This window comes from Kitasatospora sp. NPDC096147, assembly GCF_044763225.1.
Lineage (GTDB): Bacteria > Actinomycetota > Actinomycetes > Streptomycetales > Streptomycetaceae > Kitasatospora.
On the sequence record NZ_JBIWFX010000002.1, the window covers coordinates 154,671 to 178,154 of the forward strand.

At 73.8% G+C, this 23,484-nt stretch carries 19 protein-coding genes and 4 pseudogenes; 11 read left to right on the plus strand and 12 right to left on the minus strand.

From position 1 onward, the window contains the following. Positions 1 to 113: 113 nt before the first annotated feature. Positions 114 to 824, plus strand: a complete 711-nt coding sequence (locus tag ACIRBX_RS06180) for a hypothetical protein (protein ID WP_402294026.1) — start codon at positions 114 to 116, stop codon at positions 822 to 824. Continuing rightward, positions 821 to 1,825, plus strand: a complete 1,005-nt coding sequence (locus ACIRBX_RS06185) for a nucleotidyl transferase AbiEii/AbiGii toxin family protein (RefSeq protein ID WP_402294027.1) — start codon at positions 821 to 823, stop codon at positions 1,823 to 1,825. The genes ACIRBX_RS06180 and ACIRBX_RS06185 overlap by 4 nt, the downstream gene beginning before the upstream one ends. A gap of 71 nt (positions 1,826 to 1,896) precedes the next feature. Here the strand turns inward: ACIRBX_RS06185 and ACIRBX_RS06190 are convergent, their stop codons facing one another. Beyond that, on the minus strand, positions 1,897 to 2,874 hold the full coding sequence (locus tag ACIRBX_RS06190; protein WP_402294028.1) for an NAD(P)H-quinone oxidoreductase: 978 nt from the start codon (positions 2,872 to 2,874) through the stop codon (positions 1,897 to 1,899). A 68-nt stretch (positions 2,875 to 2,942) separates the two neighbouring features. Then, positions 2,943 to 3,641 (minus strand): annotated as a pseudogene (locus ACIRBX_RS06195) (potassium channel family protein); the annotation flags it as partial. A 185-nt stretch (positions 3,642 to 3,826) separates the two neighbouring features. On the opposite strand from ACIRBX_RS06195, the gene ACIRBX_RS06200 reads away from it, so the two are divergent. Beyond that, entirely contained in the window at positions 3,827 to 4,930 is a 1,104-nt protein-coding gene (locus ACIRBX_RS06200) for a potassium channel family protein (RefSeq protein ID WP_402294029.1), read from the plus strand. A 134-nt stretch (positions 4,931 to 5,064) separates the two neighbouring features. On the opposite strand, the gene ACIRBX_RS06205 is transcribed toward ACIRBX_RS06200, so the two are convergent. The 5 genes and pseudogenes from ACIRBX_RS06205 to ACIRBX_RS06225 all read right to left on the minus strand — a co-directional run bounded on the left by ACIRBX_RS06205 (position 5,065) and on the right by ACIRBX_RS06225 (position 9,741). Beyond that, entirely contained in the window at positions 5,065 to 6,354 is a 1,290-nt protein-coding gene (locus ACIRBX_RS06205; RefSeq protein WP_402294030.1) for a molybdopterin molybdotransferase MoeA, read from the minus strand. A 386-nt stretch (positions 6,355 to 6,740) separates the two neighbouring features. Then, positions 6,741 to 7,016: pseudogene (locus ACIRBX_RS06210) on the minus strand (DUF6457 domain-containing protein); the annotation flags it as partial. 138 nt (positions 7,017 to 7,154) lie between these two features. Continuing rightward, positions 7,155 to 7,720 (minus strand): annotated as a pseudogene (locus ACIRBX_RS06215) (molybdenum cofactor guanylyltransferase); the annotation flags it as partial. Positions 7,721 to 7,750: 30 nt separating this feature from the next. Further along, positions 7,751 to 8,782 (minus strand): MBL fold metallo-hydrolase, encoded by a 1,032-nt coding sequence (locus tag ACIRBX_RS06220; RefSeq protein ID WP_402294031.1) that lies wholly within the window; start codon positions 8,780 to 8,782, stop codon positions 7,751 to 7,753. 185 nt (positions 8,783 to 8,967) lie between these two features. Continuing rightward, positions 8,968 to 9,741, minus strand: a complete 774-nt coding sequence (locus ACIRBX_RS06225; RefSeq protein WP_402294032.1) for a polyprenol monophosphomannose synthase — start codon at positions 9,739 to 9,741, stop codon at positions 8,968 to 8,970. 359 nt (positions 9,742 to 10,100) lie between these two features. Here ACIRBX_RS06225 and ACIRBX_RS06230 point away from each other — a divergent pair, with 359 nt between their 5' ends. After that, positions 10,101 to 11,486 carry a phosphomannomutase/phosphoglucomutase gene (locus tag ACIRBX_RS06230; protein WP_402294033.1) on the plus strand — a complete coding sequence of 462 codons (1,386 nt, stop codon included), beginning with the start codon at positions 10,101 to 10,103 and terminating at the stop codon, positions 11,484 to 11,486. Between the two features lie 143 nt (positions 11,487 to 11,629). Then, positions 11,630 to 12,826, plus strand: coding sequence for a mannose-6-phosphate isomerase, class I (manA, locus tag ACIRBX_RS06235; protein WP_402294034.1), 1,197 nt, complete (start codon positions 11,630 to 11,632; stop codon positions 12,824 to 12,826). Positions 12,827 to 12,833: 7 nt separating this feature from the next. On the opposite strand, the gene ACIRBX_RS06240 is transcribed toward manA, so the two are convergent. Further along, positions 12,834 to 13,427 carry a class I SAM-dependent methyltransferase gene (locus ACIRBX_RS06240; protein WP_402294035.1) on the minus strand — a complete coding sequence of 198 codons (594 nt, stop codon included), beginning with the start codon at positions 13,425 to 13,427 and terminating at the stop codon, positions 12,834 to 12,836. Between the two features lie 137 nt (positions 13,428 to 13,564). Here ACIRBX_RS06240 and ACIRBX_RS06245 point away from each other — a divergent pair, with 137 nt between their 5' ends. The 3 genes from ACIRBX_RS06245 (at position 13,565) to ACIRBX_RS06255 (ending at position 17,288) form a co-directional block, all read left to right on the plus strand. Continuing rightward, positions 13,565 to 14,479, plus strand: coding sequence for an NADP-dependent oxidoreductase (locus ACIRBX_RS06245; protein WP_402294036.1), 915 nt, complete (start codon positions 13,565 to 13,567; stop codon positions 14,477 to 14,479). Positions 14,480 to 14,624: 145 nt separating this feature from the next. Beyond that, positions 14,625 to 16,337 (plus strand): APC family permease, encoded by a 1,713-nt coding sequence (locus ACIRBX_RS06250; RefSeq protein ID WP_402294037.1) that lies wholly within the window; start codon positions 14,625 to 14,627, stop codon positions 16,335 to 16,337. A 30-nt stretch (positions 16,338 to 16,367) separates the two neighbouring features. Then, complete coding sequence (locus ACIRBX_RS06255; protein WP_402294038.1) at positions 16,368 to 17,288, plus strand: oxygenase MpaB family protein; 921 nt, start codon at positions 16,368 to 16,370, stop codon at positions 17,286 to 17,288. Positions 17,289 to 17,302: 14 nt separating this feature from the next. On the opposite strand, the gene ACIRBX_RS06260 is transcribed toward ACIRBX_RS06255, so the two are convergent. Then, positions 17,303 to 18,187, minus strand: a complete 885-nt coding sequence (locus tag ACIRBX_RS06260) for an alpha/beta fold hydrolase (protein ID WP_402294039.1) — start codon at positions 18,185 to 18,187, stop codon at positions 17,303 to 17,305. A gap of 68 nt (positions 18,188 to 18,255) precedes the next feature. After that, positions 18,256 to 18,921, minus strand: coding sequence for a DUF4097 family beta strand repeat-containing protein (locus ACIRBX_RS06265; protein ID WP_402294040.1), 666 nt, complete (start codon positions 18,919 to 18,921; stop codon positions 18,256 to 18,258). A gap of 212 nt (positions 18,922 to 19,133) precedes the next feature. On the opposite strand from ACIRBX_RS06265, the gene ACIRBX_RS06270 reads away from it, so the two are divergent. The 3 genes and pseudogenes from ACIRBX_RS06270 to ACIRBX_RS06280 all read left to right on the plus strand — a co-directional run. Then, positions 19,134 to 19,853 (plus strand): helix-turn-helix domain-containing protein, encoded by a 720-nt coding sequence (locus ACIRBX_RS06270; RefSeq protein WP_402294041.1) that lies wholly within the window; start codon positions 19,134 to 19,136, stop codon positions 19,851 to 19,853. Between the two features lie 121 nt (positions 19,854 to 19,974). Then, positions 19,975 to 21,213 carry a GNAT family N-acetyltransferase gene (locus ACIRBX_RS06275; RefSeq protein ID WP_402294042.1) on the plus strand — a complete coding sequence of 413 codons (1,239 nt, stop codon included), beginning with the start codon at positions 19,975 to 19,977 and terminating at the stop codon, positions 21,211 to 21,213. A gap of 167 nt (positions 21,214 to 21,380) precedes the next feature. Beyond that, a pseudogene (locus ACIRBX_RS06280) lies at positions 21,381 to 21,685 on the plus strand (transposase family protein); the annotation flags it as partial. 20 nt (positions 21,686 to 21,705) lie between these two features. On the opposite strand, the gene ACIRBX_RS06285 reads toward ACIRBX_RS06280, so the two are convergent. Both ACIRBX_RS06285 and ACIRBX_RS06290 read right to left on the minus strand, forming a co-directional pair. Then, entirely contained in the window at positions 21,706 to 22,239 is a 534-nt protein-coding gene (locus ACIRBX_RS06285) for a hypothetical protein (protein ID WP_402294043.1), read from the minus strand. 326 nt (positions 22,240 to 22,565) lie between these two features. Next, complete coding sequence (locus tag ACIRBX_RS06290; protein ID WP_402294044.1) at positions 22,566 to 23,426, minus strand: abortive infection family protein; 861 nt, start codon at positions 23,424 to 23,426, stop codon at positions 22,566 to 22,568. Positions 23,427 to 23,484: the final 58 nt, after the last annotated feature.

The following is a 23,484-nucleotide window of genomic DNA, read 5'->3' on the forward strand; positions in this document are numbered from 1 at the left end:
GCTCCGCACCAGCCTCACACAGCCCGACAATCGGGGCATTCCGGACAGTGCGTCGGGGGCCACGCACCGGAATCACGGTGCCGCCGTCAGTGGGGCTTGCGATGATGCCGGGCATGCCCACCACCGCACCGGCGACCACCGTCCGGGCCGTCACGGTCGAGCACCCCTCGGCCTCCGGCAGCCCGGTCGACCACTTCAGCGGCGACTTCGAGACGCACCTGACCGTCTCGATCCCCGCCGCCCGGTTGGCCCGGCTGGAGCAGTGGGCCGACACGGCCGGGCTGGAGGTCACCCACATCGTGCTGGCCCGGGGCCGCACCCGGCACCAGCCGATGCTCACCCTGACCGGCCGGGGCACCTTCCCCGAGCAGCGGGCCGCCGCCCTGGCCACCGCCGCTCGGCTGCGGTCGGCCGGATTCGCCGTCACCCGGATCAAGATCGAGGCTTCCCCCTGGGCCACCGGCGTCCCGGTCACCGCAGCCGAGGCGGTCCGGCTGGGCCCGGACACCTACTTCGAGCACCACCTCAAGGTCCTGCTCCCGCCCGGCCCGGACCACGCGGCGCTGGCGGAACTGGCCGGCCACCACCAGGCCCACCTGTCCTGGAACGCCCGCCGGACCGACCGGGCCGGCCGACAGCAGCGCTTCGTCACCCAGCGCTGCCACCGGGCCGGCCTCCCGGAAGCCGGCCGGCAGCTGGCCCGGCTGACCACGGCCGTGGCCGCAGCCGGGTACGAAGTCCTTTCTTCCGAAAGGGAGTTCGTGGTCTACGACGACAACCTCGCCGTCGACCAGGGCTGGCTGACCACCGGGGAGCAACGGTGACCGACGACTGGAGCACGTTCGGCCGGCGCAGCCGCCGCGTCCCGCACCACGGTCCGAGCGAGGACGAACGGCTCACCCACGGACTCCCCCTGACGCTCCGTCCGGTCGAGGACCCCGGGGCCGCCCAGCGGCCGGTCTTCGACCCGGCACTCAAGCAGCACCCCCACGCCTACCGGGCCTCCGACCCCCGATTCACCGATCCCGCGCCGGCCACCGCCTGGCTGGCCGCCCGCCGGCGGGCGATGGACCTGGTGCTGGCCGCCATCGCCGACTCCCCCTGGGTGGACTCGCTGGTGCTGCGCGGCAGCGTGCTGCTCCGCGCCTGGTTCGGCGGACAGGCCCGCGAGCCGGGCGACCTGGACTTCGTCGTGCTCCCGGTCGACCGGGAGTTCCGCAGCGGCTGGACCGCCACCGTGCTGTCCGGCATCGCGGCGGCGGCCGAGCGGACGGCCGGACGGGATACCGGCCCGGTCCGCTTCACGGCCGGGGCCGCGGTCGCCGAGGACATCTGGACCTACGAGCGGGTACCCGGTCGCCGCCTGGTGCTCCCCTGGACCGCCGAAGGCCTGCCCGGCGGGACGGTCCAGCTCGACTTCGTCTTCAACGAGCCGCTCCCCGCCCCGCCCGAGCCGATGGCCGTGCCCGGTCTGGAGCGGAGCGGGGACGCGGTGCTGTACGCGGCCACCCCCGAGCTCTCCCTGGCCTGGAAGCTGCTCTGGCTGCTCACCGACAGCTACCCGCAGGGCAAGGACCTGCGGGACGCCGTCCTGCTGGCCGAGCACAGCCCGCTCCGCCCGGAACTGCTGCGCGAGGTGCTGGCCGGCGGCGGGGAGGAGGTCCCGCCGATCGGGCCGGACACGCTCGCCCTGCTCGGTCATGACGTCGAGTGGGGCCACTTCGTCACCGAGTACCCGGCCTTCGCCGACCGCGAGGCCGAGCACCTGGCACGGCTGCGGGCCGCCCTCGCCCCCACCTTCGCCGAACTGCCCGCCCCGGCCTGACAGGCCGTCAGGCCGTCAGGCCGTCAGGCCGTCAGGCCGTCAGGCCGTCAGGCCGTCAGGCCGTCAGGCCGTCAGGCCGTCAGGACCACCTTGCCGACCTGCTCGCCCGCCTCCAGCACCCGGTGCGCCTCCGCGGCCTCGGTGAGCGGCAGCTCACGGTCGACCACCGGCTGCACCACGCCCGCCTCGACCAACGGCCAGACGTGCTCGCGGACGGCCGCCACGATCGCCGCCTTCTCCGCCAGCGGGCGGCTGCGCAGGGTGGTGGCGGCGACTGCGGCGCGCTTGCGGAGCAGGGTGGAGAGGTCGAGTTCGGCCTTGACGCCGCCCTGCAGGCCGATGATGACCAGGCGTCCGTTCACGGCCAGCGCGTCGACGTTCCGCTGGAGGTACTTGGCACCCATGATGTCCAGCACCACGTCCGCCCCGGCCCCGTCGGTGGCGGCCAGGACCTCCGCCACGAAGTCCTGCTCGCGGTAGTCGATCAGCACGTCCGCGCCCAGCTCGGCACAGCGGGCCAGCTTCTCCGGGCTCCCGGCGGTGACCAGCACCCGGGCCCCGACCGCCTTGGCCAGCTGGATCGCCATCGTCCCGATGCCGCTGGCCCCGCCGTGCAGCAGCACCGTCTCGGCCGGGCGCAGGTGCGCGACCATGAAGAGGTTCGACCAGACCGTGCAGGCCACCTCGGGCAGCGCGGCGGCCCGGGCCGGGGTCAGGCCCTTCGGCACCGGCAGCAGCTGGCCCACCGGGACGGCCACCCGCTGGGCGTAGCCGCCGCCGACCAGCAGCGCGCAGACCTCGTCGCCGACCGCCCAGCCGGAGACCCCGGGGCCGAGCGCGGCGATCCGCCCGGCGCACTCCAGGCCGGGGTACGGGGAGCTGCCGGGCGGCGGGTCGTAGAAGCCCTGGCGCTGGAGCAGGTCGGCGCGGTTGACGGCGCTGGCCGCCACCTCCACCAGCACCTCGCCCTCGCCGGGCACCGGATCGGGGACCTCCGCCCACACCAGTGCGTCGGGACCGCCGGGCTGAGGGATCGTCATCGCGTGCATGCCCCGACCGTACTGGGCCGGGCGGCCGTTGCGCAGGACCCGGCGGCGGGGTCGGTCGGCCGGCCCGGTCAGCCGGCCTGCTCGGCCGGCTGGATGGTGACCACCCGGTCGGTCAGCTGGAGCACCGCCGCCTCCGGGTCGGTGTAGTTGAGCACCCGGCGGCCCCGGACCACCGCCACCACCAGGTCACCGCACTCGCGCGGACTGCGGCCCGCCTCGGCCTTGGTGACGGTCCGTTCGACCAGGTCGAGGCCGGTGCCGTAGGTGAGCAGGTCCTCCATCACCGCACCCGCGTGCGGGCTGAGCAGCGAGAGGCCGAGCAGCTGGCCGGCCGAGCTGGAGCTGGTGACCACCGAGTCGGCGCCGCTCTGCCGCAGCAGCGGGGCGTTCTCGTCCTCCCGGACGGCGGCCACCACGCTGGCCTCCTTGTTGAGCTGACGGGCGGTCAGGGTGACCAGCACCGCCGTGTCGTCCCGCTCCGGGGTGACCACGATCCGGGCGGCGTTCGGCAGTTCGGCCCGGAGCAGGGTCTCCGTCCGGGTGGCGTCACCGTGCACGCCGGTCAGACCGTCCCGGCCGGCCTGGTCGATCACCTTGCGCTGCGGGTCCACGATCACGATCTCGTGCTTGCCCACCCCCTGGCCGAGCAGCGCGGCGACCGCGTGCCGACCCTTGGTGCCGTAGCCGATCACGACGGTGTGCTCCCGCACGGTGGACCTCCGACAGCTCCCGGACGACGGCCACCGCCACGGCGGCCACTGCCCGCGACGATACCCACCCACCCGGCGGCCCCGGCCCGGCGACCCGCCCCGGCGGGTCCGGCCGCTCCCCGCACCACCCCGCCCCGTCCCCGTCGGCGTGCCCGGTCGACGTGCCCCGTCGGCGTGCCCGGTCGACGCGACGCGCCGGGGTGGTGGCGGAGCGGCGGCGGGGCGCCCGCCATCCTTGGACGATGACTGCCAATCAGCAGCCCGAGCCCACGGGCGACAGCACGCGGCCCCGCCGCCTCCGGGTCCGGGACGGCCGGGTCCAGGACACCGACGACCCCGGCGCCCGGATCACCCTGCCGTCCCGGCCGCCCCGGCCCCCGCTCCGCCAGGTCTCCGCCCGGCTGCTGCTGGCCTTCCTGGTGCTGGTCTCCACCACCCTGATCGTCTGGCTGGATCGCACCGGCTACAACGACAACTCGGACGGCGCGGTCGACTTCCTGGACGCCGCCTACTACGCCACCGTCACCCTCTCCACCACCGGCTACGGCGACATCACCCCGGTCAGCGACCTCGCCCGGCTGATCAACATCCTGGTGATCACCCCGCTCCGGGTGGTCTTCCTGATCATCCTGGTCGGCACCACCCTGGAGGTGCTCACCGAGCGCACCCGCCAGCAGTGGCGGGTGAGCCGCTGGAAGGACACCGTCCGGGACCACGTGGTGGTGATCGGCTACGGCACCAAGGGCCGCCACGCGGTCGCCGCACTGCTCGGCCAGGGCTTCAGCAAGGAATCCATCGTGGTGGTCGACCCGCAGCCCAAGGTGGTCGAGCAGGCCGCCCTCGACGGCCTGGTCGCCGTCCGGGGCGACGGCACTCGATCCGACACCCTGATCCGCGCCGAACTCCCGCGCGCCGCACGGATCGTGGTCTCCCCGCAGCGGGACGACACGGCGGTGCTGATCACCCTGACCGCCCGTCAGCTCAACCGCCGGGCCACCGTCGTCGCCGCCGTCCGGGAGGACGAGAACGCCCCGCTGCTGCGGCAGAGCGGCGCCGACGTGGTGGTGCCCAGCTCCAGCTCCGCGGGCCGGCTGCTCGGCATGTCGATGCTCAGCCCCAACACCGGTGCGGTGATGGAGGACCTGCTCACCTTCGGCACCGGTCTCGACGTGCTGGAGCGTCCGGTCGCCCGCGAGGAGGCAGGCCGGAACCCGCGCGAGTGCGACGACCTGGTGGTCGCGGTGGTCCGGGGCCGGAAGCTGCTCAACTACAACGACCCGGAGGCGGCCGTGCTCAAGCTCACCGACCGGGTCATCACCATCCAGCAGGCCGTCCCCCGGGGCTGACCCCCGGACGGGCCGTCCGTACGGTCGGAGCACGGTCGGGGCACGCCCGGCGGCCCGTTCGGGCGGCCGGGTGCGGTGAAGTACGCCCTCGGGGGCAGACCTTCCGTCCCGTTCACCCCGGGCCCGGGCCCCCGTCAGGACGGGAGCGGCAGCACCTCCGCCAGGGCGCCCGGGGGCAGTCCGCCCGGCGGGACGACCGCCAGGGCGTCGGCCAGCGCCAGGCCGCGCAGCATGGCGGGTCCGTCGAAGGGCAGCGCCCGCAGGCCCGCCTCGGTGTGGTGCACCGGCAGCAGGCGGGTGTCGGCGGGGTGGCCCGGCAGGGCGGCGGCGACCGGGGCGCGGCGGAGCGCGGCGGCCGGGCGGCCGGAGCGGGCGTGCAGCACGGGGAGCGCCAGGGTGAGCAGTCCGGCCACCGCCGCCAGCGGATTCCCCGGCAGGCCGACCAGGTGCCGGCCGTCGGGGAGGGCGGCCAGCAGCATCGGGTGCCCCGGCCGGACGGCCACGCCGTCCACCACCAGGTGGGCGCCGACGGCGGCCAGGGCCTCGTGCAGGAAGTCGACCGGCCCGGCCGCCGTCCCCCCGGTGGTCACCACCAGGTCGGCGGGCGAGTGCCGGATCGCGTCCCGCAGCAGCCCGAGCTCGTCGCCGATCCGGCGGCAGCCGGTCAGCTCCGCGCCCGCCGCAGCCAGCCAGGGCGGCAGCAGCGGCCCGAGCGCGTCCCGGACCATCCCGGGCGCCGGCAGCCCCTCGTCCAGCAGCTCGTCCCCGAGCAGCAGCACCTCCACGGTGGGCCGCCGGTGCACCGCCAGCCGGTCGTACCCACCGGCCGCGGCCAGCCCGAGCACCGCCGGAGTGACCACGGTGCCGACTGCCAGCAGCGGTTCGCCGAGACGGCACTCCTGCCCGCGCGGCCGGACGTCCTGACCGGGCGCCACCTCGCCCCGCCCGTGCAGCTGACCGCCCTCGGCCCGCCCGTGCTCACGCCGGAGCACGCCGGTCGCACCGGGCGGGAGCTGCGCACCGGTGGCGATCTCCACCGCCGTACCGTCGGCCAGCGGCGAGCAGCTGCCGCCGGCCAGCAGACGACCCGTCAGCCCCCAGGGGCCGGGGCCGGCCACCGCCCACCCGTCCATCGCGGAGGTGTCGAAGGCCGGCAGGTCGGTCAGCGCCGTCAACGGCTCGGCCAACGTCCGGCCGAGCGCCGCCCGCAGCACCACCCGCTCCACCGGCCCCGGGGCGGCCACCGCCCGCCGGGCCGCCCGCCGGGCCTCGGGCCAGGCCCCGTGGTCCAGGGTGACGGGCCCGGACGGCTCGGCGTCCGACGACGGGCCCGCCAGCAGGTCGAACAGCGGGGCCCCGGCAGCCCCCTCCGACGACGACCCACCCGACCCACCACTCCCCCGCCCGGACGGCTCATCACGCATGACGTCGAACGGCAGATCACCGGCAACCCCGCCCGACGACCCGTCACCCGGCAACCCACCCGACGCACCACTCCCCCGCCCGAGCGGCTCGTCACGCATGACGTCGAACGGCAGATCACCGGCAACCCCGCCCGACGACCCGTCACCCCGCGACGCACCACTCCCCCGCCCGGACGACTCGTCACGCATGACGTCGAACGGCAGATCACCGCTCCCCGGGCGGCTCCCCGGGCGCCTCCGGTGCGCACCGGCCAGGACGGACGGCGGGACGTCGCGCAGCGGGTCGAACGGCTCCCGCGCCGGCCCGGCGGACGGCCCCGCCCCGGGCCGCGGCCCGGGGCCCGGCTCCGGCTGCTCGCCGGAGGACGCCTCGGGGACCACGGCGGTCACGGCTGCCGCTCCTCGGCCCAGCGCTCGGCGAGCGCGGCGGTGCGCAGCCGGGCCCGTTCGACGGCCTCGGGGCCGCCGCCCTGCTGGGCCGCCGCGTAGCCGATCAGGAAGGCGGTCAGCGGGGCGGCCGGGCGGGCCACGCCGTGGGCCACCACCCGGGCCAGGTCGAGCAGCCCGGCGGTGTCCACCGCCAGGTCGATGCCCAGCTCGGCGGCGGCTTCGGCGATCCAGTCATCCAGCGTGCGCTCCATGGCCCCATGCTGCCCGATCCTCCGCTGCCCTCCCCGTCTCGCCCCGTGACCCTCGCGGGTCGTTTCCCTCACCTGGGCGAGGAGCGCACGGTGAGGGACCGTCAGCCGGCGCCCGCTCCGTCGGTCGCCGGCCCGGCTCGGTGCGGGGGCATCAGCCGGAGCTCGGCCCCGGCGAGGTCGTCCCAGGTGTCGCAGTCGAGCGCGGCCGCGTCCGGGTCCGGCAGGCGGTGCAGCCGGAGCGGGGCGAGCAGTCGGCGGAGCGGAAGGCCGGCGGGTGCACCCAGCCCGGCGAGGGAGGCCCGCAGGGCGTCCGTACGGTAGGCCCCGGCCAGCGGCTGGTCCCGGCCGTCGGCGTCTGCCAGCAGGACGCCCTGGTGGTCACCGAGACCGTCCAGCAGCCGCCCGGTGGCCGCCCGGTCGAGGAACGGCAGGTCCGCGGCGAGCAGCAGCACCACCTCGGCCGTCACCTCCGCCAGCCCGGCCGCGACGGCGGCCACCGGCCCGCCGCCGGGCGGGTCCTCGCGGCACCAGCACAGCCCGCCCCGCTCGGTCGGCCGCTCGGGGCCGACCACCACGGTGGTGGCCGCGTCGGGGCAGGCGGCCAGCACCCGGTCCAGCAGGGTACGGCCGCCGACCCGCTGGGCGGGCTTGTCCGCACCGCCGAGCCGCCGGGCCGCGCCTCCGGCCAGCACCAGTGCGTCGTGGGCCCTCGGACGGATCGTCATGCGGCAAGTATCGACCCGTACTCCCCCGGCTCAGCGCCCCTCGGGGTGCTCGGGACCCTCGGGGTCCTCGACGATCTCCGCGTCCACGATCCCGTTGCCGTTGCCGTTGCCGTGACTGTGGCCGTGACCGTGCCCGTGGCCGCCGTCGTGGTCCTCCACCACCAGCTCCCCCTCCGCCGCGTACGCCGCCACGTTGGCCGCCGCGCTGAGGTCCAGCAGCGCCGGCTGGGTCAGTCCGCCGTACCGCTCGTTGACGGCTGCGGCGAGTGCCTCGGCGTCGCTCCGGTGCTCGGCGAACGCGACGTCGAAGTCCCGCAGGTAGGCGTTGGTGAAGGCGAGCACCCGGGAGGCGTCGTCGTCCGCGCCGGGAGCCCGGTGGCCGGCGATCACCCGGTCCGCGCCGAGCTCGGCGATCCGGGCCAGGTTGGCCCGCCACTGCTCGCGCTGGGCCGGGTCGGTGTCGGCGGTCCAGACGTGGGTGCCGTTGTAGACGAAGTCCCCGGCGATCACGGTGCGGATGCCCGGCAGGTGCACCACGGTGGAGCCCGCGCAGTCGCCCTGGCCGAGGCCGAGCACCCGGATCGGCTGACGGTCGATCATCAGCGGCTGCGGCAGCAGCGGGGCGGGCAGCAGCGGGTGGTCCGGGATGTCGTCCCCGTAGACCGGCTTCCACTGGGCCACCTTGGCCGCGACGGTGGCGGCGATGCCCTCCAGCACCGGGGGCGCGGCCAGCAGCTGGGCCCGGGGGAAGAGCCGGAGCACCTCCTCCGCGCCGAAGTAGTGGTCGGGGTGCTGATGGGTGATCACCACGGCCAGCAGCTGCCGGCCCTTGCCGGCCACCCACTCGGCCAGCTCGCGGCCGGCGCTGCGGGTGAGCTGGGCGTCCACCAGGATCGCGGTGCGCTCGCCCATGATCAGGCTGGAGGTGGCGAAGAAGGCGGTCTCCGGGCCGGTGAAGACCTCGACGGTCAGCGGGGCCGGCGGCGGGCCGTCCTCGCGCGGGGGCCCGGACGGCCCGGACCGCTCGGGCTGCTCCGGGTGCTCGGGCTGCTCCGGCGTCACATCGGCTCCCTGGTCGGCGTGGGGTGGGCCGTGTCCGGGGCCCGTAGGGCTCCAGCTTGGGCGGTGACCGGGGCTTTCGCCGGGTGGGCACGCCCAGGTGAGTGACCGGTCACACGCCGGAGGCCCGCCCCGACGCGCGGTCGGGACGGGCCTCCGGGAGCCGGGCGGCGGGCCGCCCGGCGGGGTCACTTCTTCCGGTCCTCGCCGGTGAGCTTCTGCAGCCGGTGTCCGATGCCCCAGGCGGTGACCCGCCAGAGCGCCTCGACCACGATGTTGCGGCTCATCTTGGAGGCACCGAGTTCGCGCTCGACGAAGGTGATCGGCACCTCGCTGACCTTGTAGCCGGCCTTGACGGTGCGCCAGGCCAGGTCGACCTGGAAGCAGTACCCGGCCGAGGCGACCTGGTCCATGCCGAGACCCTCCAGGGTCTCCTTGCGGAAGGCGCGGTAGCCGCCGGTGACGTCCCGGATCGGCACGCCGAGCATCAGGCGGGAGTAGGCCGAGCCACCGCGCGAGAGCAGCAGGCGGGACTTCGGCCAGTTGACGACCCTGCCGCCGGGCACCCAGCGGGAGCCGAGCACCAGGTCGGCCTGGCGCAGCGCGGTGAGCAGGCGGTACAGCTCCTCCGGCTGGTGCGAGCCGTCGGCGTCCATCTCGACCAGGACGTCGTAGCCGTTGTCGATGCCCCACCGGAAGCCGGCCAGGTACGCGGCGCCGAGACCCTCCTTGCCCTTGCGGTGCAGGACCCGGATGTGGTCGTCCCCGGCGGCGAGCTTGTCGGCGATGTCGCCGGTGCCGTCCGGGCTGTTGTCGTCCGCGACCAGCACGTGGACCTCGGGGACGGCGGCACGGACCCGGGAGGTGATGCGCTCGACGTTCTCGGCCTCGTTGTAGGTCGGGATGATCACGAGCACCTTGCCGAGATCGGCGAAGGTGCTCTCCTGGTCAGCGGCGGTCACGTCGGAGCCTTTCGGAATGCGGTGGGGACCAAGGCAGCGGGCCCTCACGTCGGAAGTCCAGCACGGCCGTTGAGCAACGCGCTGGTACACGGCCCGCAGAAGTATGGAGCCGTCCGAGTCTCCGCATGCTACCCCGGGCCGGTGCGTGCTCCCTCCTCGGCGCCACCCTGCGAATCCGGTCCGGAGCCCCGAACGGGTAGTCTCCTGCACATCCTGAACACCCGTGGGGTCGCGGAGCAAACCGGCTCCTCGCGTCCGGCCCGGCGCCCACCACGCCTCCTCTCGCGTCGGAGGGCGACTGCCGAAGCCGGGGTCCTTCCCGCGCCGGTGTCGACCGAACAGTGTGGAGTACCAGTCCGATGCGGGACCTGAAGCAGCTGGTGAAGGCGTACGACGTCCGGGGTGTGGTGCCGGATCAGTGGGACGAGGTGCTGTCGCGGGCGTTCGGTGCGGCGTTCGTGCGGGTGGTGGGTGCGTCGGCGGTCGTGGTGGGTCATGACATGCGTCCGTCGTCGCCGTCGTTGTCGCGGGCGTTCGCGGAGGGTGCGGCGGCGTCGGGTGCGGACGTGGTGGAGATCGGGCTGTGCTCGACGGATCAGCTGTACTACGCGTCGGGGTCGTTGGATCTGCCGGGGGCGATGTTCACGGCTTCGCACAATCCGGCGCGGTACAACGGGATCAAGCTGTGCCGTGCGGGGGCGGCGCCGGTGGGGCAGGACACGGGGCTGTCCGAGATCCGTGAGCTGGTGGAGTCGTGGACGTCGGCGGACGGTGTGGTGTCGGTGCCGGCGCTGGACGTGAAGCCGGGCTCGCTGTCCTCGCGGGACAGTCTGCGCGGGTACGCGGACCACCTGCTGTCGCTGGTGGACCTGACGGCGATCCGGCCGTTGAAGGTGGTGGTGGACGCGGGCAACGGGATGGGCGGCCACACGGTGCCGACCGTGTTCGGGGGTCTGCCGCTGGACGTGGTGGAGATGTACTTCGAGCTGGACGGGACGTTCCCCAACCACGAGGCGAACCCGCTGGACCCGGCGAACATCGTGGACCTGCAGGCGAGGGTCCGCGAGGTGGGTGCGGACATCGGCCTGGCCTTCGACGGGGACGCGGACCGCTGCTTCGTGGTGGACGAGAAGGGCGACCCGGTGTCGCCGTCGGCGATCACCGCGCTGGTCGCGGCCCGGGAGATCGCCCGGGCCCGCGCGCAGGGCGAGGACAACCCCACGGTGATCCACAACCTGATCACCTCGCTGACCGTGCCGGAGGTGGTCCGCGAGCTGGGGGCGACCCCGGTGCGCACCCGGGTGGGGCACTCCTTCATCAAGCAGGAGATGGCGGTGACCGACGCCGTCTTCGGCGGCGAGCACTCCGCGCACTACTACTTCCGCGACTTCTGGCGCGCGGACACCGGCATGCTCGCCGCGCTGCACGTGCTGGCGGCCCTGGGCGGCCAGGACCGGCCGCTGTCGGAGCTGACCGCCGCCTACGACCGCTACGCGGCCTCCGGCGAGATCAACTCCACCGTCACCGACCAGAGCGGCCGCACCGACGCCGTCCTGGCCCACTACGCCGACCGCCAGGACGTCACCGTCGACACCCTCGACGGCGTCACCGTCACCGGCACCACCTGGTGGTTCAACCTCCGCGCCTCCAACACCGAACCCCTGCTGCGCCTGAACGTCGAGGCCAAGGACCCGGCCGTGATGGCCGAGATCCGCGACACCGTCCTGGCCATCGTCCGCGCCTGACCACGCGAAGCCCGGCCGAGCGCCCGTAGCAAGCCGTTCCACGGCTGTTACGGGCGCTCGGTTAAGGTCGTCACTCCACCTGCGCGACGGCTCGTCCGCGTAGTGACCGACCTGCGCACCGGCACCAGACAGGAGGACGACCCATGGACCGGCTCACCAACACCGTCCGCCCCTACGCCTGGGGATCCGTGCACGCGATTCCCGCGCTGCTCGGTGTCCCGGCCGACGGTGCGCCCCAGGCCGAACTCTGGCTCGGTGCTCACCCCGGCGACCCGTCCCAGGTCGACCGGGGCGAGGGCCGGACCGGTCTCGACCGGCTGATCGAGGCCGATCCGGTGGGTGAGCTGGGTGCCGCGTCGGTGGCCAAGTTCGGCCCCGCCCTGCCCTTCCTGTTCAAAGTGCTGGCCGCCGGGCTCCCGCTCTCCATCCAGGCCCACCCGACGCTGGAGCAGGCCCGAGCCGGCTTCGCCGCGGAGGAGGCCCGGGGCGTGCCGGTCGAGGCGCCGCACCGGAACTACAAGGACGCCAACCACAAGCCCGAACTCTTCTGCGCACTGGACGAGTTCGAAGGCCTGTGCGGCTTCCGCGCACCGGCCGAGGCCGCCGCGCTGATGGAGTCACTGGCCGTCCCCGAGCTGACGCCACTGATCGAACTGCTGCGCGGCAAGCCGCAGTCGGAGGCGCTCAGCGCCGCGCTGGCCACCATCCTGTCGCTGACCGGCGAGGCCGCCGAGCGCGCCGTGGCGGCCACCGCCGCCGCGCTGGAGCGGGCCGCCGCCGGCTCCGACCCGACCGGGCAGTACGCCGGGTACGCCTTCGCCGCACGGGAGTTCCCCGGTGACACCGGTCTGATCGCGGCCCTGCTGCTGAACCACATCCGGCTCCAGCCGGGCGAGGCGCTCTACCTCGGCGCCGGCCTGGTACACGCCTACCTGCGCGGCACCGGCGTCGAGATCATGGCCAACTCGGACAACGTGCTGCGCTGCGGCTTCACCCCCAAGCACGTGGACGTCCCCGAATTGCTCAAGGTGGTCGACTTCACCGCCTCCCGTCCGGACGTGCTGCGGCCGGTCACCGACACCGACGGCGAGCAGCTCTACCCGGTGCCGATCGACGAGTTCCGGCTCTCCCGCTACCTGCTGGACGGCACCGCCCGCGCCCTGCCGGGCCGGGCCCCGCAGATCCTGCTCTGCACCGGGGGCAGCGCCCTGCTCACCGGCTCCGACGGCACCGCACTCACCCTCGCCCGGGGCCAGTCGGTGTTCCTCAAGGCCGACGGCACCGAGACCACCCTCGCCGGCGACGGCGCCACGGTCTTCCGGGCCACCGTCACCCTCTGACGCACCCTCACCGTCCGGGGTCCGCCTCCTGCCCCGGACGGTCGAGCGCCAGCTGCTCCCAGTGCACCCCGGCCCGCCCGTGCCCGTCGGCCCGTTCGCTCCGGTGCACCTCGACCAGGCCGAACTCCCGGCCCAGCAGGGCGGTCTCGGCCGCCGACACCGGGTGCATCGACCGCCCGGCCGGCACCGGTCCGTGCCGCAGCGTCAGCAGCAGCAGCCCGCCCGGGGCCAGCAGCCCGGCCACCCGCCGCATCGCGGCCCGCCGCTCCGCCGGGTCCAGGTGCATCCACACCGCCACGGCCGTCACCAGCTCGAACTCCCCCGCCACCGAGGCCAGTCCGGGCAGCTCGTCCACCACCCAGGTGATCCCGGGCCGCTCGTGCACCCGGAGCTCGACCACCGGCTCGACCGCCGTGACCAGGTGACCCCGAGCTGCCAGCCAGGCCGCGTCCCGCCCCGTCCCGGCCCCCAACTCCAGGACCCGGACCGGCCGTTCGGGCAGCAGGTGGAGCAGCTCGCCGTGCAGCTGCTCGAAGCCCACCTCCTCGTACTGGGCGATCAACTCGACCGCCGCCTCCCGGTATCCGCTGGTGCCGTGCACGTCCGCTCCGCTCCCGTCCGCCCAGCCTGGGACCGCCGGTCCCAGGGTGAGCCGTCCTCTGCCACCGTCCGGCGGGCGGTGGAAGTCTCGTCCTCGTCAGCGAGATCACGCACCACACCGGACCAGGAGTGCCCATCATGCGCGCAGTCACCGTCTCCACCTTCGGCGGCCCCGAGAACGTCGAGATCACCGAAGCCCCGCTGCCCGAGCCCGCCGCCGGCGAGCTGCGCATCCGCACCCGGGCCGCCGCCGTCCACCCGGCCGACGCGGCCGTCCGCTCCGGGGCGGTGGCCGCGTACCTGCCGCCGCGCCCCGAGCACCGGCTGGGCTGGGACCTGGCGGGCGTGGTGGACGCCGTCGGCGCGGAGGTGACCGGCTTCCGGCCGGGGCAGGAGGTGATCGGCCTCTCGCACTGGTTCCGCACCCACAACGGCGTGCACGCCGAGTACGCGGTGCTGCCCGCCGGGGCCGTCGCCGCCGCACCGGCCGGGGTGTCCCCGGTGGTGGCCGCCGCCCTTCCGCTGAACGGGCTGACCGCCGCCCAGGCGCTGGACGCCACCGGCCTGACGGCCGGTCAGACCCTGCTGGTCACCGGCGCGGCCGGGAACCTCGGCGGCCTGGCGCTCCAGCTGGCCACCGCCCGGGACCTGGACGTCCTGGCGCTGGCCGGCCCCGAGGACCGGGAGTTCGTCACCGCGCACGGCGGGCGCTGGGTGGACCGGGACGACCTGGCCCGGCTCGCCCTGCTCGCCCCCGAGGGCGTGCACGCGGTGCTGGACACCGCACTGCTCGGCCCGGCGCTGCTGCCGCACCTGCTGCCCGGCACGGTCTTCGTCGCCGTCCGCCCGACCTCCGACCTGCCCGCCGACACCCGGCTGACGGTCATCGACGTGGTGCCGGACGGCGAGCGGCTGGCCGAGCTGGCCGCCCTGGTGACGGACGGTGCGCTGACCGTCCGGGTGGACACCGCCGTGCCGTTCACCGAGGCGGCGAAGGCACACGCCCGGCTGGCCGAGCGCGGGGTGCGCGGCGCGGTGGTGCTGACCTTCTGAGCAGGGAGGAGCGGGCCGGGGCGGAGCGGGCCGGGGCGGAGCGGGGCCGGCCGGGGCGCGTCGGGGTCGCGGCACGGGTAGGAGGTCAGCCGTCCCGGACCGGATGAAGGGCACGAAACGGGACATGCGATCCTTTTCCGTGGCCATGACCACCAGACCCGCCCATAACGACAGGAGCACCGTGCCGCAGCCGCCCGCCCCCAGCACCGGGAACTACCGGAGGACGCTGGGCACCGTCGCCCTCACCGCCACCGGCCTCGGCTCGATCATCGGCTCCGGCTGGCTGTTCGGCGCCGCCAACGCGGCGGCCATCGCGGGCCCGGCCTCGATCCTGGCCTGGGTGGTCGGGGCGGCCATCGCCTTCACCATCGCGCTCTCCTACACCGAGCTCGGCGCGGCCTTCCCGGAGGCCGGGGCGATGGTCAGGTTCGGCCACTACTCGCACGGCTCGCTGACCGGCTACCTGGCCGCCTGGGCGAACTGGATCGCCATCGTCTCGGTGATCCCCGGCGAGGCCACCGCCTCGATCCAGTACATGAGCTCCTGGAGCTTCGACTGGGCCCAGGGGCTGTTCGACGGCAAGGAGTTGACCGGCAGCGGGCTGGTACTGGCGGCGGTGCTGGTGGTGTTCTACTTCGGGCTGAACTGGTTCGCCGTCAGTCTGTTCGCCAGGACCAACACCGCGATCACGGTCTTCAAGCTGGTCGTCCCGGCGCTCACCGTGACCGCCCTGCTGGCCACCTCGCACCACACCGAGAACCTCACCTCCGGCGGCGGCTTCGCCCCGAACGGCGCCTCGGCGGTGCTCACCGCCGTCGCCACCTCCGGCATCGTCTGGGCCTTCAACGGCTTCCAGTCGCCGGTCAACCTGGCCGCCGAGGCGAAGAACCCGGGCCGCTCGCTGCCGATCGCGGTGCTCGGCTCGATCGGCATCGCGCTGCTGGTCTACCTCGGACTGCAGACCGCCTACCTGCTCACGGTGGACCCGGCCACCCTGGCCGCCGAGGGCTGGGGCGGCCTGCAGACCACCTTCCGCTCGCCGTTCGCCGACCTGGCCACCGCGCTGATGCTCAACTGGCTGGCCCTGCTGCTGTTCGCGGACGCCTTCGTCTCCCCCAGCGGCACCGGCATGACCTACGCGGCCACCACCGCCCGGATGATCCACGGCATCCAGCGCAACGGACACCTGCCCGGGGTCTTCGGCAAGGTCGACCCCAAGTCCGGCATCCCGCGCCCGGCGATGCTGCTCAACCTGGCGATCGCCTTCCTCTTCCTGGCCGTCTTCCGGGGCTGGGGCGCCCTGGCCGCGATCGTCTCGGTGGCCACCGTGATCTCCTACGTCACCGGACCGGTGGCCGCCGTCGCGCTGCGCCGGATCGCCCCCGAGCTGCCCCGCCCGGTGCGACTGCGCCAACTCCCGTGGCTGGCACCGCTGGCCTTCGTCTTCGGCACCCTGGTGCTCTACTGGGCCCGCTGGCCGCTCACCGGCCAGGTGCTGCTGATCATCGGGGCCGGCCTGCCGGTCTACGCCTGGTACGAGTGGCGCGCGCACCGCGCCGACCCCGCCCACGACCTGGCCCGGCACCTGCGCTCCGGGCTCTGGCTGGTGGTCTACCTGGTGGCGATGGCGCTGGTCTCCTGGCTCGGCGGCACCGAGTTCGGCGGCCTGGGCTACCTGGCGCCGGGCTGGGACGTCCTGCTGGTCGCCCTGATCGGCTTCGCCACCTACCGCTGGGGCCTGGCCAGCGCCTGGCGGGGCCCCGCGCTGGACGAGGCGGTGGCCGCCGCCCTGACCCGCCGTCAGCGGGAGTCCGAGGAGGCCCCGGTGACCCCGGAGGAGCGGGTCGGTACGGTGTGACGGTACGACCGGCGACGGGGGGAGCAGTCCATGACCGCAGTGCGGGTGTCCACCCTGCCGGAGGCGCTCCGGGGGCGGCTGCTGGCGCAGATCAACGCCACCGTGCACGGCCCGGACCTGCACCTGGAGCGCTACGACCGCCCCGCCGGTGACCCCGGCCTGTTCGGCCCGGACAGCGTGGTCTGGCGGGTGCACGCGCACCCCGCCGGGATGCTGGTCGGCGGCTTCGCCGCGCTGCTGCTGCAATCCCTGCACCCGCTGGCGATGGCCGGGGTGGACCACCACTCCGACTTCCGGGCCGACCCGACCGGCCGGCTGCATCGGACCGCCCGCTTCGTCACCACCACCACGCTCGGCTCCACCGAGTCGGCCCGGCAGGCGATAGCGGCGGTCCGCCGGATCCACCCGCACATCCGGGGCACCGCCCCCGACGGGCGGCCGTACCGGGCCGACGACCCGGCGCTGCTCACCTGGGTGCACACCGCCGAGGTGGCCTGCTTCCTGACGGGCTACCAGACCTTCGCCGCCGACCGGCTGACCCCGGCCGAGTGCGACGCCTACCTGGCCGAGTACGCGGTGGTGGCCGAGCTGCTCGGAGCCACCGGGGTACCCGTCTCACAGGCCGGGGTGCGCGCCTACCTGACCGGCATGCGGCCCCAACTGCACGCCGTCCCGGCCGCGTTCGACGTCCTGCGGCTGCTGCGGAACTTCGGGCGCTCCCCGCGCGAGCGGCTGGCCGTCCGGCTGCTCACCAACGCCGCGCTGGCGGTGCTCCCGCCCTGGGCCCGGGCCGAGCTGGGCGTCCGCCGCCCGGCCGCGGTGCGCTCCGGCTGGGACCTGCCGCTGGCCCGGGCGCTCGGGCGGGTGATGGTCTGGGCCTGCGGCCCGTCCCCGATCCGGGCCGCCGCCGTACGACGGGCCGCCGCCACCCCGTCCCCCGAGGCGGCCTGACCGTCCGTCAGCCGTCATCCGGCCAGCTCGCGGACGGCGTCGGCGACGGCCCGGAAGTCCCTGCTCAGGATCTTGGAGTGGTTGCTCGCCACCTTGGCGCTGATCTCCACGGCGGGGCAGGCCTCGGAGAGCACGCGGAAGTCCGCCCGGATGCCCTCCATCACCTCGGCCGCCCCGCCCAGGTTCCCGCCGGAGGCGAGCACGTAGCGGACCGGGGTCTGGATCCGCTCCAGCACCGGCAGCAGGACGCCGGTGGCACAGACCTCGTTGGCCTCGATGTTCACCTCGGCGTGCTGGACGGCGCTCATCTTCGCCGCCAGGCCGAGCCGCCGGGCGATCGGGAAGAGCGGGCCGAGCCGCTTGAACAGCCGGCGGATCTGCGCCCGGCCCGCCTCGTCCAGCCAGTCGTTCGGCAGCGCGCCGTCCACCGAGACCACACCTGCGGCCAGACCGGGGTTGCGGTCCGCCCAGGTGATGCCGATCGCCGCGCCGTAGGACCAGCCGACCAGCACCGGCCGGTCCGCCCCGGTGACGCCGCGCGCCGCCAGCACCGCGCTGACGTCCCGCACGCAGGCGTCGAAGGAGTAGTCCGCCGAGCGGCCGGAGCGACCCCGGGCCCGGGCGTCGAAGGTGATGTGCCGGTAGCCGTCGCCGAGTTCGGCGACCACCCGGCGCCAGTGCTTGGTGTCGGCGTAGCAGCCGTTCAGGTAGACCACCGGACGGCCGGCGCCGCCGGTGTCGCCGGTGTCGCTGACGTGGAGGGTGGTGTCCTCGACCTGCACGGTGCCGGTCCAGGGGGCGACGGGGGCGGCGAAGGCGGTCATCTCTCGGTTCTCCTCGGAGCTGTGGGTGGTGGTGCGGTTGGCGGCGGTGCGGGTGGTGGTACGGGCGGTGGTCATCTCTCGCTTCTCCTGCGTTCCTCGGCCGACGGGCCGATCGGCTGACGGGCTGACGGGCTGACGGGTGGTCAGAGGCTGCGGGCGGTGATGTCGCCGTAGGAGGTGGTGGCGCTGACCGCGAGCACCGGGGTGCCGTCGTTGCGCAGCGCGTTGCTCACCCGCCCGTGGGCGGTGCCGGCGTCCAGTGCGGCCGAGACGCCCCGGGCCGCGCCGACCGTGATGTGCCCGGCCCCGGTGCGCAGCGCCAGGGTGCCCCGGTGGGCCTCGGCGACGTCCAGGTCGCCCTTCACCGTGCTGATCTCAGCGTCACCGGTGAGCCGGGCCAGCCGGACGTCCCCGGCCTGCAGGCCGATCCGGGCGGCGGCGGCCTCGTCGATCTTCACGCTGCCGGCCGCTCCGGTGAGGACGACCTCGCCGAGCCGGCCGACGGCGCGCAGGTCGGCGGCGGCCACCGTGGCCTCGACCCGGGACCCGGCCGGGAGCTGGACGGTCACCTCGACCGAACCGGACGGGCCGAGGGCCCGCCGGGCCGCCTCCGGAGTGCTCACCCGGAGCACCCCGTCCTCGAAGGCGACCACGGTCAGTTCGGCGGCCCGGACGTCCCGGCTCCGGCCCGGGGTGGCCGGGCGGACCTCGACGGTGGTGTCCGCCCGGTCGGCGGCGATCAGCTGGACCCGGCCGGCCGCGATGTCCAGGACAGCGGTGACCGGGGCGGTGGTGGCGTACGTCTGCATGGTGTCTGCTCCTGCGTCGTTGATGTTTCTGACATCGCAAACGCTACGTTGCAGTCACGATCCTGGCAACGACTTCATTGCACGGTATGCATGTTTTGGCAGCTCAGAGCAGTGAAATCATTGCAACGCCCTCGAAGGCAACGCAACGAAACGTTGCAATGAAATGGCCGCGAACGCTATGCTCACGGCATCCGACGACGAAGGAGACCGCAATGCCGGGCGGCAGGCTCACCCAGCAGGAACGCCAGCAGATCGCCCTCGGCCTGGCCGACAACCTGGCCTACGCCGAGATCGCCAGACGGCTGGACCGCCCGACCTCGACCGTCACCCGCGAGGTGATGCGCAACGGCGGCCCCACCTCCTACCGGGCCGACCTGGCCCACCGCGCCACCGAGCAGCGCACCCGGCGCCGCGCCCCCGGCGCACCCCGCCCGCAGGGCGCCGTCCCGCAGGCGCACGGCCGCGACCCGGAGGCCGTCCGGGCCTACGAGGAGGTGCTCACCACCGTGCTGATGGCCTCGGGCACGCCGAAGATGATGGCCCGGGTGCTGGCCTGCCTCTACATCACCGACTCCGGCAGCCTGACGGCGGCCGAGCTCGCCCAGCGGCTCCAGGTCAGTCCCGCCTCGATCTCCAAGGCGATCGCCTTCCTGGACCAGCAGGGCCTGGTCCGGCGCGAGCGGGACGACCGGCGGCGCGAGCGCTACGTGGTGGACGACGACGTCTGGTACCAGTCGATGGTCGCCAGCGCCCGGGGCACCGCCCAGCTCGCCACCACCGCCCGCGACGGCGTCGCCGTGCTCGGCACCGGCACCCCGGCCGGCACCCGGCTGGAGAACATCGCGCGCTTCGTCGACTTCGTCTCCGAGAGCATCGTCCGGGCCGCCGAGCAGGCCCGCGACATCCTGCACACCAAGCCGGCCGACGGCTGACCGACCGTCACCCCCGCCCTGGCACCCGGTAATCCGGTTGACCGCTCCGGCCACCGACGCTGCACTGTGGCGGGGCACCGCGCTCGGCGGCGCCCCGCCGGACCGGGGAGCCCTGACCGCCATGCAGATCCGTCCCACCACCGCCCAGGACCTCGACCTCTTCGTCGAGACCCTCTACACCGCCTTCGCCCGCTTCCCCGACGGGCCCGCCGACGGCCCCGGCGGCTGGTTCTCGGCGCTGGAGCCGGAGCGCGGCCTGCTCGCCCTGGACCAGGACGGCCGGGCGATCGGCACCGCCTCCGCCTACACCTTCGAACTCACCCTCCCCGGTGGGGCGTTGGCCCCCGTCTCCGGAGTGACCGCGGTCGGCGTGCTGCCCAGCCACCGCCGCCGGGGCGTGCTCACCGCCCTGATGCGCCGCCAGCTCACCGAGCTGCGCGCCCGCGGCGAGCACCTCGCCGTCCTGCTCTGCTCCGAAGCCGTCATCTACCGCCGCTTCGGCTACGGCCCGGCCACCTTCACCGGCCGCCTCACCGTCGACCGCGCCAGGGCCGCACTCGCCCCGCCCCGGGCCGCCGCGACCGCCGCGACCGCCGCACCCGGCAGCGCACCCGGCACCGGCAGCATCGAGGTGCTCCGGCGCAGCCAGTGCACCGAGCTGCTGGAGCAGGTCTACGACCGCTACCGCCGCACCCGGCCCGGCGCCCTCTCCCGCCCGCCCCGCTGGTGGGCCCGCGGTGGCGGCCAGCCGCCGGTCGCCCCCGCCGCCCGGTACGTGGCCGTGCACCGCGCCGCCGACGGCACCCCCGACGGCTACGCCGCCTACTCCCTGAACGAGCCCGACACCCTGCTGGTCGACGAGACGATCGCCGCCGACGACGCGGTGGTCAACGCCCTGACCGCCTTCCTGCTCGGCCACGACCTGGTCGCCCGGGTGGTCTTCAAGCACTTCGCCCCCGACCACCCGCTGCGCTGGCAGCTCGCCGACACCCGGGCCGCCGAGGCCACCCACTACGGCGACTGGCTCTGGGCCCGGGTCCTGGACGTCCCCGGCGCCCTCACCGCGCGCGGCTGGCAGGCCGACGGCGAACTGGTCCTGGACGTCACCGACCCGTTCCTCGGCGAGCACCACCGCCTCGCCCTCACCACCCGCTCCGGCGAGGCCCGCTGCACCCCCACCGAGCGCCCCGCCGACCTCACCCTGGACATCAGCGACCTCGGCGCGATCCTGCTCGGCGGCACCGCCCCCACCACCCTGGTCCGGGCCGGCCACGTGCTGGCCCGCACCACGGAGGCCGCCGCCACCGCCGACGCCCTGTTCCGCGCCGAGCGCGAGCCGCACTGCCTGCACTGGTTCTGACCGGCCGGACCGCACGGCCGACGGTCCGTTGTAGGTTCTCAGCCACGACGTCATCCGCCAAGGTCCTGACCTGCGCGTCTTCGAGCTTTCTCACATCGTGTCAGGCGAGTCCAGTCTCAGGTCTGTGTCAGTTCCTCATCGGCCGCTGATTCAGCCCGTTCACTGGGCTGAATCAGCGGGAGTGCCGCAAGCTGATGACGGTACTGCGCCGCGCGGGATCCGACACGGTGCGGCCGGGCCGGCCGCAGAGTCTGCCGCTGGAGGACCGGATCATGCTGGTCGCGGCCTCCTGGCGAACGAACCTGACGCTGCGCCAGCTCGCCCCGCTGTTCGGGTGTCCAAGTCGGCGGCCGACCAGATCATCGACCACGTCGGACCGCTGCTCGCGCTCAAGCCGCGTCGCCGCTTCGGCAAGGACACCGTGCTGATCGTGGACGGCACCCTGGTCCCCACCCGCGACCACACGATCGCCGCGCCATTGCGGGACAGCTCTTAGGTAAGGACAGTCGCGAGTGCGGCGATGAACGATTCGATCCAATCCAGGTCCTCGGCAACCGTCTGCGGCGTAACGACCTCGCGCTTGATCTTCTGAGGCCTTGCTTCACGCATCAGGTCACCCTCATGAACGATCTTGTTCCTTCGGTGAGACAACGCGTTCAGGCGACTCTGTAGATCTTGCACGCTGGCAGACGGGGTGATGACGGCAGACAGTTTGGACCAAGGCTTCTGCACCCCCAACATGGCCAGGGCCGACTCGACCTGGCGAGCGCTCTGGAAGGTCATCGTCAGCAGTTGTTCGTTCAGTACGTTCCGGGCTCGGGTGCGCGGGCGGTCCTTCACCTGGTTGTTGCGTGCCTCAACCGAAGCGTCACCCATGGCGAGAAGATCACCGAAGTTGACCGATAGCTCGGCGAGCTTCTTCGGCAGCGGCGTCGTGAACGCAACCTTGCGGATCTCCCAGTGCAGGTACGTATCGAGCGCAGCAACACCGAACGCCAGCGCCGAACGGCGCAGGTCCTCGCGCACAGCCAAAGGCGTGGGGCTGGTGTCGAGGGCGAGGAGCCCACGGGCCCGGGCCAGTACGTCAGTGGCAGCGGCAAGTGGAGTAACTGGCAAGACGGACCTCGCGATCACCATGACGGACTCGGCAAAGCGGATGGTACTGGCGGGAGTTGTCAACACGCATCCGCCCAGCCCCGTCGCTTGTGAGCCCGTTCAGGGTCCGCGTGGGAACGGGGCGGAGAACCGATGTTGCTGTCAGCTACCTGGACTGCGGCCGCCTCGCACATCCACTCACGAAGTTGGCATCCTCCCGAGCACTCTGGGGGTGGCCCTTGGTCTTCCGGAGTTGATCAGACCTTGGTGTTGCGCCACGGAGCGGCAGAGTCCGAGAGCGTGTCGAGAATCAGCTCACACCACGTCACGGCAGCGTTGACCGTCAGACGAGCATGACGCACTCCAAGCCCAGACGGTGCACTCGCCTGGCCGTGCCCGCTGCCGAACCCCTGGTTCCGCAGTTCAGCGACACCGATCGCAATGTTCACCGACCCCGAGAGGATCTTCTTCACGGCCTTGCTGCCGTCGGGTCCATCCGGAGCCGAGGCAGCATCGAGTTTCAATGCCTTCTGGACCGTACTGATCAGGGCAGGGAGCGCGGCGTTCCTGTCGACCACGATGCCCAGCTCCCGAAGAGCAGTCTTCGCGGTCGCTTCGATGAGTTGCTTGGCCGCGCCAATGGCCCCATGGGGGTCGGTGGTCAGGTCCCGTCGAATGCGCTCCAGCTCGATCGTGATTCCTGATGCATCGCTCAGGGTGCTGAGGTCACGGGCCAGCACCGGCGGGCTTGACCAAGAGATCTTCCCCTCCTTGTCGAGGGCGAAGCCGTCCCGCTCCAAGCGAACTCTGATGTCGTCCAGCCATTTTGGCGTTCCTTGGTCGTCCGGGTTCCGGTAGGTGCGGATGAAGTCCTCGAAGACGAGAAGGGCACGCCGAACGTGGCTCGGATCCGACCAGTCCACACCCTCCGCATACAGCATGAACTCGGTACGCCGCTGGCCTGAGTCCTGGTACTTCAGCTCATCTGGCGGGATGGGCGCGAAGCCATGGTCCTCCCACAACTCGGCCACGATCCGGATGGTCAGGTCCGTGGCCAGAGAGCGGAAAGCGTTTCGGGTTGCGGGGCTCACCAGCTCCCGCCGTGCGGTGACGGTCATGGTCTGAAGATAGGAGCAAACACCGACACCGTCACGGTCTTTTCCCCAGCAACATCTA

Bases quoted from the DNA above. Each gene is read 5' to 3' on its own strand.
- ACIRBX_RS06180 (WP_402294026.1), top strand. From the start codon at position 114: ATGCCCACCACCGCACCGGCGACCACCGTCCGGGCCGTCACGGTCGAG.
- ACIRBX_RS06190 (WP_402294028.1), bottom strand. From the start codon at position 2,874: ATGCACGCGATGACGATCCCTCAGCCCGGCGGTCCCGACGCACTGGTG.
- ACIRBX_RS06200 (WP_402294029.1), top strand. From the start codon at position 3,827: ATGACTGCCAATCAGCAGCCCGAGCCCACGGGCGACAGCACGCGGCCC.
- ACIRBX_RS06205 (WP_402294030.1), bottom strand. From the start codon at position 6,354: ATGCGTGATGAGCCGTCCGGGCGGGGGAGTGGTGGGTCGGGTGGGTCG.
- ACIRBX_RS06230 (WP_402294033.1), top strand. From the start codon at position 10,101: ATGCGGGACCTGAAGCAGCTGGTGAAGGCGTACGACGTCCGGGGTGTG.
- manA (WP_402294034.1), top strand. From the start codon at position 11,630: ATGGACCGGCTCACCAACACCGTCCGCCCCTACGCCTGGGGATCCGTG.
- ACIRBX_RS06245 (WP_402294036.1), top strand. From the start codon at position 13,565: ATGCGCGCAGTCACCGTCTCCACCTTCGGCGGCCCCGAGAACGTCGAG.
- ACIRBX_RS06250 (WP_402294037.1), top strand. From the start codon at position 14,625: ATGACCACCAGACCCGCCCATAACGACAGGAGCACCGTGCCGCAGCCG.
- ACIRBX_RS06255 (WP_402294038.1), top strand. From the start codon at position 16,368: ATGACCGCAGTGCGGGTGTCCACCCTGCCGGAGGCGCTCCGGGGGCGG.
- ACIRBX_RS06260 (WP_402294039.1), bottom strand. From the start codon at position 18,187: ATGACCACCGCCCGTACCACCACCCGCACCGCCGCCAACCGCACCACC.
- ACIRBX_RS06265 (WP_402294040.1), bottom strand. From the start codon at position 18,921: ATGCAGACGTACGCCACCACCGCCCCGGTCACCGCTGTCCTGGACATC.
- ACIRBX_RS06270 (WP_402294041.1), top strand. From the start codon at position 19,134: ATGCCGGGCGGCAGGCTCACCCAGCAGGAACGCCAGCAGATCGCCCTC.
- ACIRBX_RS06275 (WP_402294042.1), top strand. From the start codon at position 19,975: ATGCAGATCCGTCCCACCACCGCCCAGGACCTCGACCTCTTCGTCGAG.
- ACIRBX_RS06290 (WP_402294044.1), bottom strand. From the start codon at position 23,426: ATGACCGTCACCGCACGGCGGGAGCTGGTGAGCCCCGCAACCCGAAAC.